Source organism: Rhizobium sp. WSM1274, from assembly GCF_025200775.1.
Taxonomy (GTDB): Bacteria; Pseudomonadota; Alphaproteobacteria; order Rhizobiales; family Rhizobiaceae; genus Rhizobium; species Rhizobium leguminosarum_I.
Map to the genome: position 1 here is coordinate 212,027 of NZ_CP104139.1, position 17,259 is coordinate 229,285.

Annotated in this window: 19 protein-coding genes; 7 read left to right on the forward strand and 12 right to left on the reverse strand. The window is 61.0% G+C overall.

Annotated features, from left to right (window positions below):
* Positions 1-3: 3 nt before the first annotated feature.
* Entirely contained in the window at positions 4-954 is a 951-nt protein-coding gene (locus N2600_RS25235; protein ID WP_260299241.1) for an FAD binding domain-containing protein, read from the reverse strand.
* Complete coding sequence (paoA, locus tag N2600_RS25240) at positions 951-1,598, reverse strand: aldehyde dehydrogenase iron-sulfur subunit PaoA (protein WP_260299242.1); 648 nt, start codon at positions 1,596-1,598, stop codon at positions 951-953. Before paoA ends, N2600_RS25235 begins: the two co-directional genes overlap by 4 nt.
* Before the next feature lie 234 nt (positions 1,599-1,832).
* Here paoA and N2600_RS25245 point away from each other — a divergent pair, with 234 nt between their 5' ends.
* Positions 1,833-2,699 (forward strand): creatininase family protein, encoded by an 867-nt coding sequence (locus N2600_RS25245; RefSeq protein WP_170259460.1) that lies wholly within the window; start codon positions 1,833-1,835, stop codon positions 2,697-2,699.
* Here N2600_RS25245 and N2600_RS25250 read toward each other — a convergent pair.
* The gene (locus N2600_RS25250) at positions 2,662-3,651 is read right to left on the reverse strand and encodes a LysR substrate-binding domain-containing protein (protein ID WP_017967704.1); all 990 of its coding nucleotides are present in this window, start codon (positions 3,649-3,651) and stop codon (positions 2,662-2,664) included. The genes N2600_RS25245 and N2600_RS25250 overlap by 38 nt on opposite strands.
* A 184-nt stretch (positions 3,652-3,835) precedes the next feature.
* Here N2600_RS25250 and N2600_RS25255 point away from each other — a divergent pair, with 184 nt between their 5' ends.
* The 6 genes from N2600_RS25255 to N2600_RS25280 all read left to right on the forward strand — a co-directional run bounded on the left by N2600_RS25255 (position 3,836) and on the right by N2600_RS25280 (position 9,894).
* Positions 3,836-4,852 (forward strand): ABC transporter substrate-binding protein, encoded by a 1,017-nt coding sequence (locus tag N2600_RS25255; protein WP_260111392.1) that lies wholly within the window; start codon positions 3,836-3,838, stop codon positions 4,850-4,852.
* Between the two features lie 73 nt (positions 4,853-4,925).
* Entirely contained in the window at positions 4,926-5,750 is an 825-nt protein-coding gene (locus N2600_RS25260) for an ABC transporter ATP-binding protein (protein WP_260299243.1), read from the forward strand.
* Positions 5,750-6,592, forward strand: coding sequence for an ABC transporter permease (locus N2600_RS25265; RefSeq protein WP_162115837.1), 843 nt, complete (start codon positions 5,750-5,752; stop codon positions 6,590-6,592). Before N2600_RS25260 ends, N2600_RS25265 begins: the two co-directional genes overlap by 1 nt.
* Positions 6,592-7,905: a cytosine deaminase gene (locus N2600_RS25270; protein ID WP_222281291.1), complete on the forward strand. Its 1,314-nt coding sequence runs from the start codon at positions 6,592-6,594 to the stop codon at positions 7,903-7,905. Before N2600_RS25265 ends, N2600_RS25270 begins: the two co-directional genes overlap by 1 nt.
* Before the next feature lies 1 nt (position 7,906).
* The gene (locus N2600_RS25275; RefSeq protein WP_222281290.1) at positions 7,907-9,316 is read left to right on the forward strand and encodes an FAD-binding oxidoreductase; all 1,410 of its coding nucleotides are present in this window, start codon (positions 7,907-7,909) and stop codon (positions 9,314-9,316) included.
* Positions 9,313-9,894, forward strand: coding sequence for an NAD(P)H-dependent oxidoreductase (locus N2600_RS25280; RefSeq protein WP_260299244.1), 582 nt, complete (start codon positions 9,313-9,315; stop codon positions 9,892-9,894). The genes N2600_RS25275 and N2600_RS25280 overlap by 4 nt, the downstream gene beginning before the upstream one ends.
* Here N2600_RS25280 and N2600_RS25285 read toward each other — a convergent pair.
* From N2600_RS25285 to N2600_RS25325, 9 genes are all read right to left on the reverse strand, one after another.
* On the reverse strand, positions 9,891-10,280 hold the full coding sequence (locus N2600_RS25285) for a RidA family protein (protein ID WP_170255573.1): 390 nt from the start codon (positions 10,278-10,280) through the stop codon (positions 9,891-9,893). The two genes, N2600_RS25280 and N2600_RS25285, sit on opposite strands and share 4 nt — an antisense overlap.
* Before the next feature lie 583 nt (positions 10,281-10,863).
* On the reverse strand, positions 10,864-11,748 hold the full coding sequence (locus tag N2600_RS25290) for a sugar phosphate isomerase/epimerase family protein (protein WP_222281289.1): 885 nt from the start codon (positions 11,746-11,748) through the stop codon (positions 10,864-10,866).
* Between the two features lie 127 nt (positions 11,749-11,875).
* Positions 11,876-12,673 (reverse strand): SDR family NAD(P)-dependent oxidoreductase, encoded by a 798-nt coding sequence (locus tag N2600_RS25295; RefSeq protein WP_222281288.1) that lies wholly within the window; start codon positions 12,671-12,673, stop codon positions 11,876-11,878.
* A 40-nt stretch (positions 12,674-12,713) separates the two neighbouring features.
* Complete coding sequence (locus N2600_RS25300) at positions 12,714-13,505, reverse strand: SDR family NAD(P)-dependent oxidoreductase (RefSeq protein WP_165505462.1); 792 nt, start codon at positions 13,503-13,505, stop codon at positions 12,714-12,716.
* 2 nt (positions 13,506-13,507) lie between these two features.
* Positions 13,508-14,422, reverse strand: coding sequence for an intradiol ring-cleavage dioxygenase (locus tag N2600_RS25305; protein ID WP_222281286.1), 915 nt, complete (start codon positions 14,420-14,422; stop codon positions 13,508-13,510).
* A gap of 41 nt (positions 14,423-14,463) precedes the next feature.
* Positions 14,464-15,525, reverse strand: a complete 1,062-nt coding sequence (locus N2600_RS25310; protein ID WP_222281285.1) for a maleylacetate reductase — start codon at positions 15,523-15,525, stop codon at positions 14,464-14,466.
* Positions 15,526-15,574: 49 nt separating this feature from the next.
* On the reverse strand, positions 15,575-15,874 hold the full coding sequence (locus N2600_RS25315; RefSeq protein ID WP_261322773.1) for a YciI family protein: 300 nt from the start codon (positions 15,872-15,874) through the stop codon (positions 15,575-15,577).
* A 66-nt stretch (positions 15,875-15,940) separates the two neighbouring features.
* Entirely contained in the window at positions 15,941-16,102 is a 162-nt protein-coding gene (locus N2600_RS25320) for a hypothetical protein (protein WP_222281284.1), read from the reverse strand.
* A 21-nt stretch (positions 16,103-16,123) separates the two neighbouring features.
* On the reverse strand, positions 16,124-16,456 hold the full coding sequence (locus tag N2600_RS25325) for a Dabb family protein (protein WP_260299245.1): 333 nt from the start codon (positions 16,454-16,456) through the stop codon (positions 16,124-16,126).
* Positions 16,457-17,259 lie beyond the last annotated feature (803 nt).

Sequence of the window (17,259 nt, forward strand, 5' to 3'; positions counted from 1 at the left end):
GGCTCAACCCCTTGCTTCGGCAATGACGGCGCCGAGCGTGCGCTCGACCAGATCGACCTTGAAACGGTTCTGTTCGGTCGGATGGGCATCGGCAAGAAGAACGCCTGCCGCCGCCCTCGCGCCTTTGGGCAACTCGGCTTCGGCGGCCTCGACGCGCCATGGCTTGTGGGCGACGCCGCCGACGGCGATCCGTCCTGTGCCGTCCGATTGGATTACGGCTCCGACCGAGACGAGTGCGAAGGCATAGGAAGCGCGGTCTCGGACTTTACGATAGATGTGCTTGCCGCCGATCGGCGGCGGCAACAGGACCGCCGTGATGAACTCGCCGCGCTCGAGAATGGTCTCCAAATGGGGCGTGTCGCCGGGCAACCGGTGAAGGTCGGCAATCGCAATCGCGCGGCGACTGCCGTCGGCCTTGATGGTTTCCACAACAGCATCGAGCGCCCGCATGGCGATGGTCATGTCACTCGGATGAGTGGCAATGCAGCTGTCGCTTACCCCGACAACTGCATGCTGGCGGCTGAAGCCGCCAATGGCGGAACAGCCGCTTCCCGGCTGCCGCTTGTTGCACGGCTGGTTCGTGTCATAGAAATAGGGACAGCGCGTGCGCTGCAGAAGGTTGCCGGCCGTGGTTGCCTTGTTGCGCAATTGCCCGGAGGCGCCGGCGACCAGGGCCCTGGAGAGCAGGCCGTAGTCACGGCGAACGGTCTCATGGGCGGCAAGATCGGTGTTGCGGACCAAGGCGCCGATGCGCAGCCCGCCCTCCGGCGTGGGTTCGATCTTGTCGAGGCCGACACCGTTGACGTCGATTAGATGCGTCGGCGTCTCGATCTCGAGCTTCATCAGGTCGAGGAGATTGGTGCCGCCGGCGATGAACTTGGTCTCAGGATTTAAGGCGGCCGCCTTGGCCGCGGCCTCGACGGACGAGGCGCGTTCATAGGTAAAGGCTCTCATGCTCTTATCCCCGCGACTTCCGAAATGGCATCGAGAATGTTGGAATAGGCGCCGCATCGACAGATGTTACCGCTCATGCGTTCGCGGATCTCGGCCGCAGTGACAGCCGCCTGAGCCGTAAGGTCGCCGGTGACGTGGCTCGGTATGTTCGCCTTGATCTCCTCGAGCACGGCCACGGAGGAACAGATCTGTCCCGGCGTGCAGTAGCCGCACTGGAAGCCGTCATGCTTGACGAAGGCCGCCTGCATCGGATGAAGGTTTTCAGGCTGGCCGAGGCCTTCGATCGTGGTGATTTGATCGCCTTCGTGCATCACCGCCAGCGTCAGGCAGGCGTTGATGCGGTGGCCGTCGACCATCACGGTGCATGCACCGCATTGGCCGTGGTCGCATCCCTTTTTCGTGCCTGTGAGATGCAGGTGCTCGCGCAGCGCGTCGAGCAGCGACGTTCTGTTGTCGACCTCGAGATCACGGTTCTCGCCGTTGACCGCGAAAGAAACTTTCGATGTATAGGCCATTTCATTTCCTGGGGACTGTGCCGCTGCGGGCGCGACGGCTCCGGTGACCGCAACCGCTGCGGCCGACGAGATAAGTAGATCTCGACGGGAAAGTTCCAGTTGTGTCTGGCTTGGCATGAAGTGTTCCACCTTGCTCGTTGGACATAGGCGCGCGTCGACGCCGTCTGCTGAGGTAGTGCAACTCCGCCGTCTGATTAGTCCCTTTCCGTTGCATACGGTTATCGATCTAGCTCATGAGTTCCCCGAGCCGCGCTCGTATGATGCTGCGAGCCACATATTCAGTAAAGTCGGATTGGATGCTGAAGCGCCCGCGGAGTAACGGCCGCCGATGCGCGCGAAAAAAAGCAGCGCCATGCGCAAAAAATGATGCTTTTCCGGCTTATCTTTATTCCCTACTCCCTATCGAAGCAGGTGACGAAAAGGGATGACCGCATGCCCACGCCGTTTTACTGGAACGAGCTCAACACATATGATTTTGCCGGCCTCTCCCCCGAGACCACGATTGCTATCCTGCCTATCGCCTCGACCGAACAGCACGGCCCGCATCTGCCGGTCGCAACGGATGTCGCGATCGCGACCGGCATGCTGGCGGAGTTGAAGCGGCAGCAGCCGGAGGATCTGGATATCCTGGTTCTTCCGACACAGGAGATCGGCAAGGCCAACGAACACATCTACGGCCCCGGCACTCTGTCGCTCAGTGCCGAACTGCTCATCCCCGTCTGGACGGCGATTGGCGCAAAGGTTGCCGAAGCCGGGCTGCGGAAGATGGTGATCGTCAACTCCCACGGCGGCAATGTCGACATCATGAGCATCGTCGCGCGCGAACTGCGCGTGCGCCATCAAATGGCGGTGGTCTCCACCCAATGGGGCCGTTTCGGTCATCCGGAAGGCATGGTCAGCGATCACGAGAGCAAATACGGCATCCACGGCGGCGATGTCGAGACGTCGTTGATGCTCAACTTCCGCCCCGAACTGGTGCGCATGGACAAGGCCCAAAACTTTGCCTCGAAGGCCGAAGGGATGCGAGAGCAGTCGAAATTTCTTCAGCCTCTGCCGCCGCATTCGCTGGCCTGGATCGCGCATGACCTCAATCCCTTCGGCGTGGTCGGCGATGCCTCGATCGCCACAGCCGAAAAGGGCGAGGCGATCTGCCGCCATCAGGTCAAGGGGTTTGTCGAGCTGCTCCAGGATCTCAAGGCCTATCCGCTTTCGAATCTCTATGTGAAATAGGCTCAGCCGCGGGTTTCACATCCGGTGGGATATGACCCTTGGCCTGCAATTCCTGCACCAGGCCGAGCAGTTCGGCGAGCAGATATTCGACGAAAAGGCTGGTGGCCGCGTCGAGGGGCGCGCGGGCACGCGCAAACAGCTTCATCTGCTGGTATCGCGCATGCGGCTCGGCGATCGGCCGGAAGACAAGTTCACCGCGCCGGCATTCGGTGATGACGTCGAGCGGATTGAGCAGCGTCAGCCCTGTGCCGCATTTGACAAGCTGTTTCAGCATCTCCGATGCATTGGTTTCCAGCACCGGCTCGACCGAGATGGGCAGGCGCGCAAAAGCAAGGTTGATCACCTCGCGCAGGCTGGTGCCCGGCTGCGCCAGAACCAGTTTTTCCTGGGTGACATCGGCAAGGTTGATCGGCCCGGGGCCGATCAGCTGATGCCCCGGCGGCAGCACGACACCGATCGGGATATCGAAATTTCCGAGGGTGCGGATGCCGGGCATGGCGGGGATGTTGAAGCCGAGACCGATATCCACCTCGCCTGATACAACAGGGTTGGCCGTCGTGCCGCCGGTATCGTTGCGCAGCTGGACGAAGACGCGCGGATGCTCTGAAAGAAAGCGCGCGATGATTTCGGGCAGCGGCCCGGCGGCAAGCCCAACGGTCGTCACCATGCGCACCTTGCCTGCCTGCTGCATCTTGAGGCTGCGGATGCGCCCCTCCAGGCGCTCATAATTCTTCAGCACGTCCCGAATATGCTCGATGCAGAGTTCGCCGGCAGCCGTGAGCCGCAGGCCACGCGGCAGCCGCTCGAAAAGCGGCGCCCCGATCTCCTCCTCCAGCGCCAAAATCTGCCTGTTGACCGCCGACGACGCCACGTTGAGGCGCGCGGCCGCCTTGCGGATCGAACCGCAACGGGCGATCTCGTTGATGTAAAGAAGGCGTCTGGAGTGCAACATGATCTCTCCAATGCATAAATTTTGCGCATGGCGCACAAAATATCTTCAGCTTTCCCAGAGATGCCGAAAAGGCATCAATGCGCACGAATTTTGATGCTTTTCAAAGCGCATGGCAATGGCTCAAATTCCCTCAAAAGGGGGCTGAGCAAGGCTTCCCTCGGCTCAAAAAAGGGAACTGCCAACCATGTTGAAAGCACAGACGAAGATGCAATTCCTGCGCTGCCTCGGCCTCGCCTCGGTGCTTGCCGCCGCCTCGCCGGCGCTCGCCCTCGACAAGGTGAGCTACGGGACGAACTGGCTTGCCCAGGCGGAACATGGCGGCTTCTACCAAGCCGTCGCCGACGGCACCTATGCAAAATATGGCCTCGACGTCACCATCGTGCAGGGCGGCCCGAATGCTGCAAACAGCGCGCTGCTGATCTCCGGCAAGCTCGATTTCTACATGGGCGGTCCGCAGGGAGAGGTATCCGCCGTCGAACAGGGCATTCCGCTGGTCGATGTCGCCGCAATCTTCCAAAAGGATCCCCAGGTGCTGATCGCCCATCCGGATAACGGCATCGACAAGTTCGAGGATCTCGCCAAGCTGAAAACGTTGTTCCTCAGCAAGGACGGCTACCTCACCTATTTCGAATGGATGAAGGCCAACTTCAAAGGCTTCAAGGACGAGCAGTACAAGCCCTATAACTTCAGTCCCGCGCCCTTCCTTGCAGACAAGGACTCAGCTCAGCAGGGGTACCTGACCTCCGAACCCTACGAGATCCAGAAGCAGGCAGGCTTCGAGCCGAAGGTCTTCCTGCTCGCCGACAACGGCTACTCGCCCTATTCGACGATGATCACGACGACGCAGACAATGATCGACGGCAAACCCGACGTCGTGCAGCGCTTCGTCGATGCCTCGATCGAAGGCTGGTACAACTACCTCTACGGCGACAACGCCAAGGCGAACGAACTGATCAAGAAGGATAATCCTGAAATGACGGATGGCCAGCTCGCCTACTCCATCGCCAAGATGAAGGAATACGGGATCATCGAATCCGGTGATAGCCTCGACAAGGGCATCGGCTGCATCACCGATGCGCACTACAAGACGTTCTTCAACGAGATGGTGGCGATCAAGGTCTTCAAGCCGGAGACGGACTACACCAAAGCCTTTACGACGAAGTTCGTCTGCAAGAGCACCGGCGTGGCACTGAAGAAGTAGGCCGACTGACGGCTCTCCTGGTCCGCCATCGAGGATGTGGCGGGCCGTATCCTCCCGCATGAACGAGACAGCAATGCTCCCAGCAAACGCCCAGGCGGTATCCCCGAAAGAGACGCGCAAGCGGCCGCTTGTTGTCATGCAGTCGGTCTCGAAGGTCTTTTCCAGCGGCACTGCCGCGCTTTCGAACATGTCGCTCACGGTCGAAAGCGGCGAGTTCGTCAGCCTGCTCGGCCCTTCCGGATGCGGCAAGTCGACGGCGCTGCGCATCATAGCCGGTCTCGGCGATGTCACCTCGGGAACGATCGACTGGCCGAGTTCTCGCATCAATTCCAGAGGTCTGCCGGAGGGCGATATCGGCTTTGTCTTCCAGGAGCCGACGTTGATGCCCTGGAAGAACGTGTTCGACAATGTCCATCTGCCGCTGAGGTTGAGGGGCGTTTCGAAGGCAGCCGCGCATGATCAAATCATGGAAGTGCTGACCACCGTCGGCCTTCAGGATTTTGCCAAGGCCTATCCGCGCGAACTTTCCGGCGGCATGAAGATGCGCGTCTCGATCGCCCGTGCGCTGGTGACGAAGCCGAAGCTGCTGCTGATGGATGAGCCTTTCGCCGCGCTCGATGAGATCACCCGCCAGAAGCTCAACGACGACGTGCTGCGGCTGTGGAAGGCGACCGGCATTACGGTGATTTTCGTGACGCATTCGGTCTTCGAGTCCGCCTATCTCTCGAACCGTATCGTCGTGATGAAGGCAAGGCCCGGGCGCGTGCATGCCGACGTCCCGCTGATCACCAGCCTCGAACGCGACGCGCACTACCGCACCTCGGAGGAATACCGCAAGGCCTGCGAAACGGTATCGCATTCGCTGATCGGGGCGATCAATTCGGCAGGGGATCATTGATGAGCGACGAAACAGACATATCGCCGCTGCTCGTTAAGCGTACCGCAAGCGCAAGGCGCCGCGATCTTGCGCTGCGCATCGCCATCCCCTTCCTCGTCATCGCCCTGATGATCCTCGTCTGGTACGCCTATGTGAAACTGTCGGGCGTCCCGCCCTATATCCTGCCAGGACCGGCCGCTGTGGCAAACGCCTTCGTGACGGATTGGGCTACGCTTGCCCCTGCCCTCTGGGTCACCACAAAGATCACCTTCATCTCACTGATGCTGGCGCTTGTCGGCGGCGTCGGCTTTGCGATCTTTCTCGTGCAGTCGCGCTGGGTCGAGCTTGCCTTCTATCCCCTTGCCGTCATCCTGCAGGTAACGCCAATCGTCGCCATCTCGCCGCTGATCCTGATCTACGCGCCCTCCACGCAGGTTGCGCTGCTGATCTGCGCCTTCCTCGTCGCCTTTTTCCCGATCCTGTCGAACATGGTCCAGGGCCTGAAGAGCGTCGACCACAATCTGATCAACCTCTTTGAGCTCTACGGCGCCTCGCGCTGGCAGACGCTGCTCTTTCTCAAACTGCCTGCCGCCCAACCCTATTTCATGACCGGTCTTCGCATCGGCGGCGGCCTGGCGCTGATCGCCGCCGTCGTCGCCGAATTTGCCGCGGGCTCTGCCGGTGCCGGCTCCGGTCTCGCCTTCCGTCTGCTGGAAGCGCAGTACCGGATGAACATACCACGGCTCTTTGCGGCACTGTTGATGCTCTCCATGCTTGGGGTGGCGATCTTCGGTCTCACCACCTTCATCGCCTGGCTGAGCCTTCATCGCTGGCATGAAAGCAGCATCAAACGGGAAAACTGATGACCTATTCCTTCATATCCCCGCCGAATGCGGCCCGCTTCGTGCTGAGCAATGCGACGGTGCCCGCCGTCACCGTCGAGCATGTCGACGTGCCGGTCACGGAAGGTCTGGCCACGGTCGATATCGTCATCAGCGATGGCACGATTGCCGCCATCCGGCCGGCCGGCGCCGCACCCGCCGATTACGCCAGGACCGATCTTAAGGACGGTATGGTCTGGCCGTGCTTTGCCGATGTCCATACCCATCTCGACAAAGGCCATATCTGGCCGCGCCAGGCCAATCCCGACGGCAGCTTCATGGGCGCGCTCGATGCCGTCAGGGCCGATCGAGAGGCCAACTGGTCAGCCGCGGACGTCAAACGGCGCATGGAATTCTCGCTCCGCTCCGCCTATGCCCATGGCACCAGCCTGATCCGTACGCACCTGGATTCGCTTGCGCCCCAGCATCGCATCTCCTTCGAGGTTTTTGCCGAAATCCGGGATGTCTGGAAGGACAGGATCGCGCTGCAGGCGGTCGCCCTCTTCCCGCTGGATGCCATGGGAGACAGCGCCTTCTTTGCCGATCTCGTCACAACAATCCGACAGAACGGCGGCCTGCTTGGCGGCGTCACCCGGATGGGGCCGGAGCTTGTCTGGCAGCTCGACACGCTCTTCAGGACTGCCGCAGAGCAGGGCCTGAATGTCGATCTGCATGTCGACGAGACGGATGATCGCGGCGCGGAAACACTGAAGGCAATCGCCGAGGCCGTGCTGCGCAACGGGTTCGAGGGCAAGGTGACCGCCGGTCATTGCTGCTCGCTCGCCCGCCAGGACGAAGACACCGCCGCGCGCACCGTCGAGTTGGTCGCCAAGGCAGGCATCGCGGTCATTTCACTGCCGATGTGCAACATGTATCTGCAGGATCGCTCTTCCAGCCGCACCCCGCGCTGGCGCGGCGTCACGCTGTTCAAGGAACTGGCCGCCGCCGGTGTCGCGACCGCGGTCGCATCCGACAATACCCGCGACCCGTTCTATGCCTATGGCGATCTCGATCCGGTGGAGGTCTTCCGCGAGGCCGTGCGGATTCTGCATCTCGACCACCCGCTCGATACCGCCGCCCGTGTCGTCACCACCTCGCCCGCCGCCATCGTCGGACGGCCGGACAAGGGCCGCATCGCCGCCGGCGATCCGGCCGATCTCGTGCTGTTCAGCGCGCGGCGCTGGAGTGAATTCCTGTCCCGTCCGCAGTCTGACCGCGTCGTGCTTCGCCGCGGTAAGGTGATCGACCGCAGCCTGCCGGATTACCGTGAACTCGATAACGTCGTTGGAGCCTGACATGGCCGATTATCAGAAGATCAAAAAGGAACTCGAAGGCATCGCCGTTGAGGACAATCCGGCGCTGGTTCGCCAGAAGAGCCGGGATTTCTATTGGTATTCGCCTGTACTCAAAGCTCAGCTCGACAATGTGACGGCCGATCTCGTCGTCACGCCGAAGACCGAGGAAGAGGTCATCCGGACGCTGAAGGTCGCCTATGCCCATGGCGTGCCGGTGACGCCGCGCGGTGCCGGCACCGGCAATTACGGCCAGGCCATGCCGCTTTCCGGCGGCATCGTGCTGAACCTTGCCGCCATGGACAAGATCAAGGAGATCCATCCCGGCCGCGTCATCTGCGAACCGGGCATCGTGCTTGCGCAGCTCGACAAGCAGACCAAGACCCATTCCGGCCAGGAGCTGCGTTTCCACCCCTCCACCGCGCAGACGGCGACGGTCGGCGGCTTCATCGCCGGCGGTTCCGGCGGCGTCGGCTCGATCACCTGGGGCGGCTTGCGCGACCTCGGCAACATCCTGCGCCTGCGCGTCGTCACCATGGAAGCCGAACCGCGTGTCCTCGATCTCACCGGCTGGGATCTCCAGAAGGTGAGCCACGCCTACGGCACCAACGGCATCATCACCGAGATCGAGATGCCGCTTGCACCTGCCTATGACTGGGTCGATGTGCTCGTCGGTTACGACGACTTCATGGAAGCGGTGCGCTTCTCAGACGCACTGGCGAAATGCAACGGGATCCTCGTCAAGGAGATCGCACCGATTGCCGCTCCCATTCCTTACGACTATTTCACCCGCCACAAGCCCTACATCCGTCAGGGCCAGTCGATCGCCGTGCTGATGATCGCGCCGCACTCCATGGATGCTTTTCTTGCCTTCACAGCGGCGCAGAAGGGCGAGATCATGTTCCGCTCCGACAAGGTGGAAAGCATGCGCGGGATCCCGCATGCCTATGAGCTTGCCTGGAACCACACGACATTGCGTGCGCTGAAGGTCGACCCGAGCTTCACCTATCTGCAAGTGCAATATCCGGGGCCGGATCATGTCGCCAAGGTTCGGAAGATGGTCGAAATCTTCGGTGACGAAGTTCCGGGTCATCTCGAATTCATCAAATTCGACGGACAGATCCAGTGCTCCGGGCTGCCGCTGGTGCGCTATACCACCGAGGAGCGGCTGGAGGAGATCATCAAGATCCACCAGGACAATGGATGCCCGATTTTCAACCCGCACCGCTATACGCTGGAAGAAGGCGGCATGAAGCGCACCGACGCGGTGCAGCTCGCCTTCAAGCAGGAAACCGATCCGAAGGGCCTGCTCAATCCCGGCAAGATGATCGCATGGGATAATCCCGATTTCGATTTCAACGCCGGCAAGAACTATCTCTTCCCCGGCCTGGCGGCCCTGATGGAGGCCTCATGAGGGTTCTCGTCCTCCACTCTCACCCGGTCGAGGAAAGTTACGGCAGGGCGCTTTACCGGCAAACCATCGAGAGCCTTGAGAAGGCCGGGCATGTTGTGGATGGCTGCGACCTCTATGAAGAGCGGTTCGATCCAGTGCTCTCGCGCCACGACCGGCTCGTCTATCACGACTATCCGGAAAATCTGAAGCTAGTGGAATCGCATGTCGAAAGGTTGAAGGCGGCCGAGGGGCTGGTGATCTGCACCCCGATCTGGAACTTCGGCTTTCCGGCAATCCTGAAGGGATATTTCGACCGCGTCTGGCTGCCGGGCGTTTCCTTCGAGCTGGTCGACGGCAAGGTGGAATCGCGGCTACGCCACATCCGCAAGCTCGCAGCCGTCCTGACTTATGGCGCAACGCCCTTCCGGGCTTTCGTCGCCGGCAACCCGCCGAAGAAAATCGTCAAGCGCGTGCTGAGGGCGCAGATCAATCCGCTGAGGCCGGTGACGTTCCTAGCCCATTACGACATGAACAATTGCACGCCGGAGACGCGCGCAAAATTCCTCGACCGCGTCGGAGACGCGATGAAGCGCTTTTAGAAGATTTTCGCAGCCGTCACCTCGACCTCGACGAGAAACTCAGGGCGGGTAAAGCCGCCGATGACGAGCAAGGTGGAAACCGGCTTCGGATCGAGCGTATAGCGATCCCGTACAGCCATATAGGCTGGGAAATCCTCGCGGCGGGTGACGAAGCCTGAAATGCGGATGACGTCGGCAAAACTCATTTCCGCCTCCTGCAAGATCGCCTTGATCGCCTCGAAGCAGAGTTCCGCCTGAGCCGCGATGTCGCTCGGAACAGTATCGTCGAGACCAATACCAAGCTGGCCCGACGTGACGAGCAGCGCGGCGCCGGGCGGCACCAGCAGGCCGTGATTGTAATTTCCGAAAGGCCGGCGCACCGAGGCCGGATTGAAAGTTTTTTTCATCGATCTGAAAATTTCCGAGGGCTGCAGACATCGAGCCTACAGGATGCGGCGGGATATGAGAATATCGCTGCGTCCATAATGTTTTGCGACAGAAAGCAGGACGACCGCCTTGAACGGAATCGAATCATCGGCCTCGGAGTGCATCGCGTGAAATTTTAGTACGTTAGACGCGTCAAGGCACGCTCGCTGTCCCCGCCCCTTCGTTAGACGACCAAAAAAGCACCAGTCTGGTATTGGTGCAGCGTACTCCAAGTGGGAGACGTATGCGCATCTGTTTCGCACTGAGCCGTTCAAGAGCCGCTCAGTGGAACTCTTTCTGCTATAACGTATGAGGCCATCGCGAACCCAGCTCGTCAGTGGATCAAGGTAGCTCAGTCGGACGCCGTTATTGGAGGCGATCCAACGGACGTCCTTATTCGACAAGCCCCTCGCGTGTTCTTGTAGTCAATTGGAGAGGTGCTGAGCCAGCCGAAGGTGTTCTTGGGGGCGAGTTCGACGCGCTTTCGATAGGGCATGCTGCTGACCTGGGAGAGCCACAACGTCCGCTTTTCGGTGGGGTGTTTCATCGTGTTTTCCTCGGACATCACTTGAACTGGGCCATCGTGGTTTCGAACGAGCGCTTCGCCTGTTCGGCGAGCGGAAGTTTGCGATAGGTCTCGCTGATGATCTCGACACCCCAAGGACCTTCGTAGCCGGCGTTCTGGACGGCCTTGATGAATTCTTTCGGCTTGAGCACGCCTTCGCCCGGCAGGCGGCGATGATAGATGGTGTCTTCCCACAGGAGGCCCTTCACATCGGCGTCGGCGTCGTCCAGCTCGATCGAGCCGATGAAGCGGGACGGAATCTTCTCGATGTCCTTGTACGGAATGCCGCCGCGGGCCATGTGCCAGATGTCGATGAGCAAGCCGCCGTTAGGCTGATCGGCACCTTCCACGATCGCACGCGCCACTTCCAGCGTCCGGACGTTGGAGAAAGGCATGATCTCCATGACGACCCTGACGCCGTACTCGGCGGCGTCACGGCAGACTCTGGCGAACGCCTCGCGCATACGGTCGACGTCAGGCGTCATTTCCGCCTCGGTCGGTGCATACAGATCGCTTCCGAGGCCGGGAGCTATCTTGAGATTGCGGACGCCGAGACCCTGGGCCACCTCAAGCATCTCCGTCCGCATGACGTCCGACTTCGCCCGGCGCTCGCCGTCCAAATACCATCCGGAGAGAAATTCGTACTCGAGGTATTTGATGTCGTTGTCATCGGCGATCCGCTTCATTTCCTTCAGGCCCATCTGAGCGGCCGTGGCTTGGACATCGGCGTGGATAAGGCCCATGCCCTTGTAGCCGACCTTGGCTGCCGCCTCGACGCGATCCTTGAAAGGGATCGGGCTGATTTCGGTCGGACCGAACGGATAGACGTCGCCTCCAAGTGTGAAGAACGCCGCCAACAACTCGATTCCGTTTTTCCCAGTCATTTCCGTTACTCTCCTGGCGACATCGCGCCGCCTGCGTTTTAGACGACCCTTTCTACACTGAAGCTCTGGCGCGACAATCATGCATTAGGGATCAACATTGTAGCATAAAGATATACAATGAGCGGGCTTAGATGGAGCGGATGCTGCCGCCGTCCACGCCCCAAACCGCCGAAGTGACAAAGCTGGCCAGGTCGGACGCAAGGAATACCACCACGTTGGCGACCTCTTCGGGAGTCCCGAGACGTTCGAGGGGAAGCTGCCGCAGCTTCATCTCATATTCGACAGCCGCCTGGGGCTCCATCTTGTGGAACGCGCCCATCGTTTCGGCGAAGCCACCAGGCTTCGTCCAGAACGGCGTCCAAATCGGACCCGGCGCGACGGCGTTGACCCGCACATTCTTGCCTTCGGCGCGCGCGAGACCCTTTGTGAGGGCAAGAACTGCAGCTTTCGACGTCGAATAATCGATCGGAACCGGTTCAGGCTGACGAGCGAGATCGGAACCGTTGTTGACGATGACGCCCTTTCGCTCGCGGAGGATCGGAAGCAGCTTTCGGGTCGCGCGAACGTAGCTCATGAAATTGAGGGAGAAGGTCTTCTCCCATTCTTCGTCGGTCAGTTGGTCAAAGGTACGGATCGCGCCTGAGCCGACATTGTTCACCAGCACGTCCACCGCGCCGCCCGTCGCCTTGAGCAACTCGTCGAGGCCCGCCGATACGCCGTCCCCCGTGGACAGGTCCGCTTTCGCGGTGTGGGCCATGCCGCCCGCTGCGGCGACTTCGACCTTGACCTCGGCCAAGGCCTGCTCGTCGATGTCTACGAGGCCCAACGTTGCGCCTTCCCGTGCGAACGCCACCGCAGTCGCACGACCGATGCCGTTGGCGGCACCTGTGATGAAAACAATTTTACCCTTCAGTCCAGTTTCCATTTCTCTCTCCCATAGGATCGTTTCAAATATGGCGGGCGCGTCAGATCGAAGCGCCTTCCTCCCCAGTTCGGAAATCAAAGCTCGTGGTCAGTCCCCCGTCGGCGACGAGGTCAGCGCCCAGGACCGCCGTCGAGCCACTCGACAAAAGGAACATCGCGGCCTGGGCGACTTCGCGCGCCTCCAGGATGCGGCCGCCGGGCTGGCGCGCTGATCGCGTCGCCAGGAACCTGTCGCTGTCGGTGGCGGATTCAAGGTGACGCTTGAAGAGGCCGGCCAACATGGGTCCGGGGCTGAGAACATTGACGCGGACGCCACTTCGGGAGTGGTCGACCGCGACCGTGCGGGCCAACTGCCGCACCGCTGCTTTCGTGGCGTTGTAGATGCCGAGCTGCTGTTCCGCCAAAGTGGCGTTGACGCTGGCCACAGCCACGATCGCCCCATCATGGGCCTCGATCATCAGCGGCAGCAGGGATTTGATCGCCAGGGCAGTGCCCACGACGTTCACGTTGAGCGCACGGGAGATGATCGCAGGCGTGGCGTCCAAGATCGTGCCGACGTCTAGGATGGCTGCAGACGTCACGAGACCGATGCGTTTGGCGTCCGAAGACCTCAGACGGGCGACGACCTTGTCCCAGGTCGCCTCGCCGGCGACATCTCCCGCGACATGGTGATATCCCGCAAGAGCGGCGAGATCGTCCTGAGCAGCCGAGAGATCGACGCCGACGGTCGCCACACCCGCTTCGACGAGCAGACTGCAAAGTTCATGCCCGAGGCCGGACGACGCTCCCGTCACCACTACGGTGTCAGGAAGTTCGAAGGTGAGTTGCGGCATCGTCATTTCTCCTTGGCGGTGTCTTTTTTTGCGGCGAGTACGAAGTCCCAGTTGACAGACCAGAAGGGGCCATCGAAGCCGAGCTCGTATGCCCGTGCGGGATCGGTCACCTTCTCGAAGTCCGCTATTAGCGAGTCCTTCACGCCGAAGACCGAGTCCTCGGCCAAGTATTGGCAATCGGGTGTGAAGATGTGGGTGATGACGGGATCGTAACCTGGCGCGCTCACGATGAAATGAATGTGCGCAGCCCGATTGGGATGCCTGCCCAGATGCCCAAGCAGCTTGCCGACCGGACCGTCATCGGGGATGGGGTAGTAGCGGGGTTTCACGGCTCGGTACCAATACGAGCCGTCGCTCTCAGAGGTGAAGACGCCGCGAAGATTCCAGTCGGGCTGAACGTCCTTTTGCTGCACGTCATAGAACCCGTCGTCGTTTGTTTGCCAGACATCGACGAGCGCGCCGGCGATCGGCTTGCCACCGCTGTCGACGACATGTCCGCGCACGACCATCGGCTCTCCCTTGCCGTCCAGGCAAATGTTGGTCCCGTTGGCGTAGCGCGGAGCGGCTGGTACATAGAACGGTCCGAGGATCGTGTTCTCCGTCGCACCGTTGGGGCGACGGTGGTTGATGGAATCGACCAACATCGAGACGCCGAGAGTGTCAGACAGCAGGATGAACTCCTGACGCCAATCCGAACACATCTGCCCGACCTCGGTGAGGAACTTGATGCCCTGAAGCCATTCCTCGTGCGAGGGCTCGATTTCCTTGATCGCAGCGTGGAGGTGCTTCACCAGGACGGACATGACCTCGCGCAGGCGCGGATCGACGTCCGGCCCCATTCTTGCGTTAACGACGTCGACCGAGGTCTCCTCCTCGAAATACGGATATTTGGGCTTCGACGCTTCGGCTTTGCTCATCTCAGACATTCTCTATCCTCCTCGGCCCGAATTGCTCGCCATCAAACGGCCGGAGCGTCGCCCGCAAAGGCGCGGGCGATCAGCGCGCGGATGCCGTCGCGCTCCAATGGTTGGGGGTTCCAGTACGGGTTGGCCAGGGCGCGTTCGGCCGCCACGCCGACACCGTGTTCCGGCATGCCGATCTCTCGCAGGGACCTCGGCGCTCCGATCCGTCCGGCGAGTTCGAAAAGCGCCACAGCGGGGTCCTGATGACCAAGCACGTCCCGGAGCTTTTCGATCACTTCGGGGATGGCGGGCGCGTTGTAAGCGAGCGCGTGCGGCAGGACCACCGTGTGGGTTTCCGCATGTGGCAAATCGAACGAGCCGCCCAGCGTGTGGCAGAGCTTGTGATGAAGGGCCATGCCGACCGAACCCAGGCAGATGCCGCAGAGCCACGCGCCGTAGAGAGCGTCGCTGCGCGCGGCGTGATCGGACGGGTCGTCATGTATCAGCGGCAGCGAACGCGCCAGGGCCCGGATCGCCTCCAGCGCCATCAGGGAGACGACGGGGTTCCGTTCCTTGGCGTAAAGCGCCTCGATCGCATGGGCGATGGCGTTCATGCCGCTGGTGCCAGACATGCCGACCGGGAGCGTGAGCGTGAGGTCCACGTCGTAGATGACCACCTCAGGAAGAATCTTCGGGCTGCTCTGCGTGACCTTCTGCCCGTCCTTGGTCTCGCCCAGGATCGGCGTCATTTCCGATCCCGCGTATGTAGTCGGGGCGACGATCTGAGGCAGGTCGGTCCGCAGCGCGATCGCCTTGGCCAACCCTGTGGTCGATCCGCCACCGACTGCGATGAGGCCGTCGACCTTCTTGTCGGCCACGACCCTCATCGCGTCCTCGGTCACATCGACGGGCGTGTGCATCGTGGCGCGAGAATAGACCCCGACTGAGCTCGCCCCAAGAAGCGCGGACAGCTTCTCCGCATCCCCGGCCTGTGGCGGCGTCGCCAGGACCAGAACACGCTTCAGCCCAAGGCGGTCGACTTCCGCAGGAAGCAGGGCCAGCGTTCCCGACCCGAAAATCACTCTGGCCGGCTGGCCGTTATAGACGAAAGACTGCATGTCGGTTCCTCGAATTCCCAGCCTCGATTGGACCGGACGTCCTGCGTTCTTAGCGATTGTCGACGCGCTTCAAGAACGGGTTGATGTCCACTTGGCGCCAGACGTTGGCATGGGCGAACGGGTCGTTTTTGTTGAACGCGATCACATCGCCGATCTGGTCGGCCTCAAAAACGAACAGCGACCCGATCATGGTCTCGCCGTCGGCGGCGACAAGCGGTCCCGAAATTACAGTCTTTACCGTGCCTGCGGAGAGGTACGCTTTATGGGCGTCGTAGTTCGCCTGGCGGCGCGGCAGGCCATCCGCGTGGTCGAGGCAATGAACCGCAAAGAGCATGAACTTTCCTTTCATCGTTCTCCCTCGAAGATCAGCTCGGAGGAGTGGTGGCGGGTCGAAAGCTGGCCGGGTATCAATCCTTCACGTTGTCCTGAGGGCGATACAACCGACTGTGATTTCGCCCGACATCAGGTCGAAGTCGACGCTCTTTGAAGCGCGGCCGGCGTATGTCTTCCGAAGCCCCGGCACATTCAGGGTCGGCGTCGGCTTGAGGTCTTGGGACTGGGTGATCGTCGTGGTCATCGGTTCCTCCACCTTCACACCTCACTCGGCGTTTGCACGCACGCCGGCGCATTTGAGCGGGGAATAGTCGACCTGGTGTCGGGCGATCCGGACGTCCTTTAGGGAATCCCTGATCCGCAGATGCGCGGGATGGGAGGCGTACCCCTCCAGGGAAGCTTCGTCCTTGAATTCGGAATAGAGCACGACATCGCAGGCATAATCCACACGCGAAAAATCGATGCCGACCTCAAGGAAAAGGAGGCCGGGGATTTCCCCACGGAGGCTCTCGAACTTTGTCTTGAGGTCGAAAGCGGCGGCCTGCTTCTCCTCGGTGCTGTCTCCGCGGACGTCCCACATGACGATATGCTTGATCATCGATCTTCTTCTTGAGTTTGGAGTTACGGACTGCCGGAAAGAGCGGCTCGGTTGATGTCTTGGAAATCCCGTTTCCATTTACGGGGCGCTGAACGCTCGCTTAGGCGGGCCCTTCGCGGCAGATCCGGCAAACCCAATTGAAGCTCATGGAATTCCTCCCAACGGCCGTTCCTCCGCCGCAGATCGAAATTAGCTTCCCCAACTTTGGGAAAAAGGCCGTGAGCAGGGAAACACTTTCTCACGCTGCGCAAAAAGCAAAACCGACTTTGCAGGCCGGCGCCTGTCGGAGAACCTGAAATGCCTGTTGGGGGCAACTCATGGATTTGGCGCTTAAGGACGACCTCAGACGCGAAGCCAATGCCCCGTTAGGGAACCCGAATGGTCAGGTGCGCGTACCTACTGCATCCGGCGCGCAGGGATCTTCCCACCGAGGCGCATTGGAAAGTTATGGCTCACGGTAGTGACGGTCGGCTCTATCCGTGCGACAGTTCTGAGCTAGATGGTAGACGTACTTTCACGGGTGGGCGCACGGGCGTTACGATTGACGTCGTGTGCTGAAAGCGGGAGCTACACCCTTCGGCGTGCTCGATATGGCTGGTGGCGATTACCACTTTGACCGCAAGGCGACGCAACTGACCGTCAGCTGTCGAGACGGACGCTGAGCCGGATGTAGATCCCGAATCCGTGGATTGGACCAACATCTACGGGCCGGTTGGCTGAGCTGCCGGCCTGAGCAACACGCTGAGCCAAAAAGAATGCGAGGCAGCACGCCCGTCGTAGGGGTGCTGCCTCGCTAAAGCGCC

What these genes read in the sequence shown, in the direction of transcription:
- N2600_RS25235 (WP_260299241.1), bottom strand. Translation starts at nt 954, where the DNA reads ATGAGAGCCTTTACCTATGAACGCGCCTCGTCCGTCGAGGCCGCGGCC.
- N2600_RS25245 (WP_170259460.1), top strand. Translation starts at nt 1,833, where the DNA reads ATGATGCTTTTCCGGCTTATCTTTATTCCCTACTCCCTATCGAAGCAG.
- N2600_RS25250 (WP_017967704.1), bottom strand. Translation starts at nt 3,651, where the DNA reads ATGTTGCACTCCAGACGCCTTCTTTACATCAACGAGATCGCCCGTTGC.
- N2600_RS25255 (WP_260111392.1), top strand. Translation starts at nt 3,836, where the DNA reads ATGTTGAAAGCACAGACGAAGATGCAATTCCTGCGCTGCCTCGGCCTC.
- N2600_RS25260 (WP_260299243.1), top strand. Translation starts at nt 4,926, where the DNA reads ATGCTCCCAGCAAACGCCCAGGCGGTATCCCCGAAAGAGACGCGCAAG.
- N2600_RS25265 (WP_162115837.1), top strand. Translation starts at nt 5,750, where the DNA reads ATGAGCGACGAAACAGACATATCGCCGCTGCTCGTTAAGCGTACCGCA.
- N2600_RS25270 (WP_222281291.1), top strand. Translation starts at nt 6,592, where the DNA reads ATGACCTATTCCTTCATATCCCCGCCGAATGCGGCCCGCTTCGTGCTG.
- N2600_RS25275 (WP_222281290.1), top strand. Translation starts at nt 7,907, where the DNA reads ATGGCCGATTATCAGAAGATCAAAAAGGAACTCGAAGGCATCGCCGTT.
- N2600_RS25280 (WP_260299244.1), top strand. Translation starts at nt 9,313, where the DNA reads ATGAGGGTTCTCGTCCTCCACTCTCACCCGGTCGAGGAAAGTTACGGC.
- N2600_RS25285 (WP_170255573.1), bottom strand. Translation starts at nt 10,280, where the DNA reads ATGAAAAAAACTTTCAATCCGGCCTCGGTGCGCCGGCCTTTCGGAAAT.
- N2600_RS25290 (WP_222281289.1), bottom strand. Translation starts at nt 11,748, where the DNA reads ATGACTGGGAAAAACGGAATCGAGTTGTTGGCGGCGTTCTTCACACTT.
- N2600_RS25295 (WP_222281288.1), bottom strand. Translation starts at nt 12,673, where the DNA reads ATGGAAACTGGACTGAAGGGTAAAATTGTTTTCATCACAGGTGCCGCC.
- N2600_RS25300 (WP_165505462.1), bottom strand. Translation starts at nt 13,505, where the DNA reads ATGCCGCAACTCACCTTCGAACTTCCTGACACCGTAGTGGTGACGGGA.
- N2600_RS25305 (WP_222281286.1), bottom strand. Translation starts at nt 14,422, where the DNA reads ATGAGCAAAGCCGAAGCGTCGAAGCCCAAATATCCGTATTTCGAGGAG.
- N2600_RS25310 (WP_222281285.1), bottom strand. Translation starts at nt 15,525, where the DNA reads ATGCAGTCTTTCGTCTATAACGGCCAGCCGGCCAGAGTGATTTTCGGG.
- N2600_RS25315 (WP_261322773.1), bottom strand. Translation starts at nt 15,874, where the DNA reads ATGAAAGGAAAGTTCATGCTCTTTGCGGTTCATTGCCTCGACCACGCG.
- N2600_RS25320 (WP_222281284.1), bottom strand. Translation starts at nt 16,102, where the DNA reads ATGACCACGACGATCACCCAGTCCCAAGACCTCAAGCCGACGCCGACC.
- N2600_RS25325 (WP_260299245.1), bottom strand. Translation starts at nt 16,456, where the DNA reads ATGATCAAGCATATCGTCATGTGGGACGTCCGCGGAGACAGCACCGAG.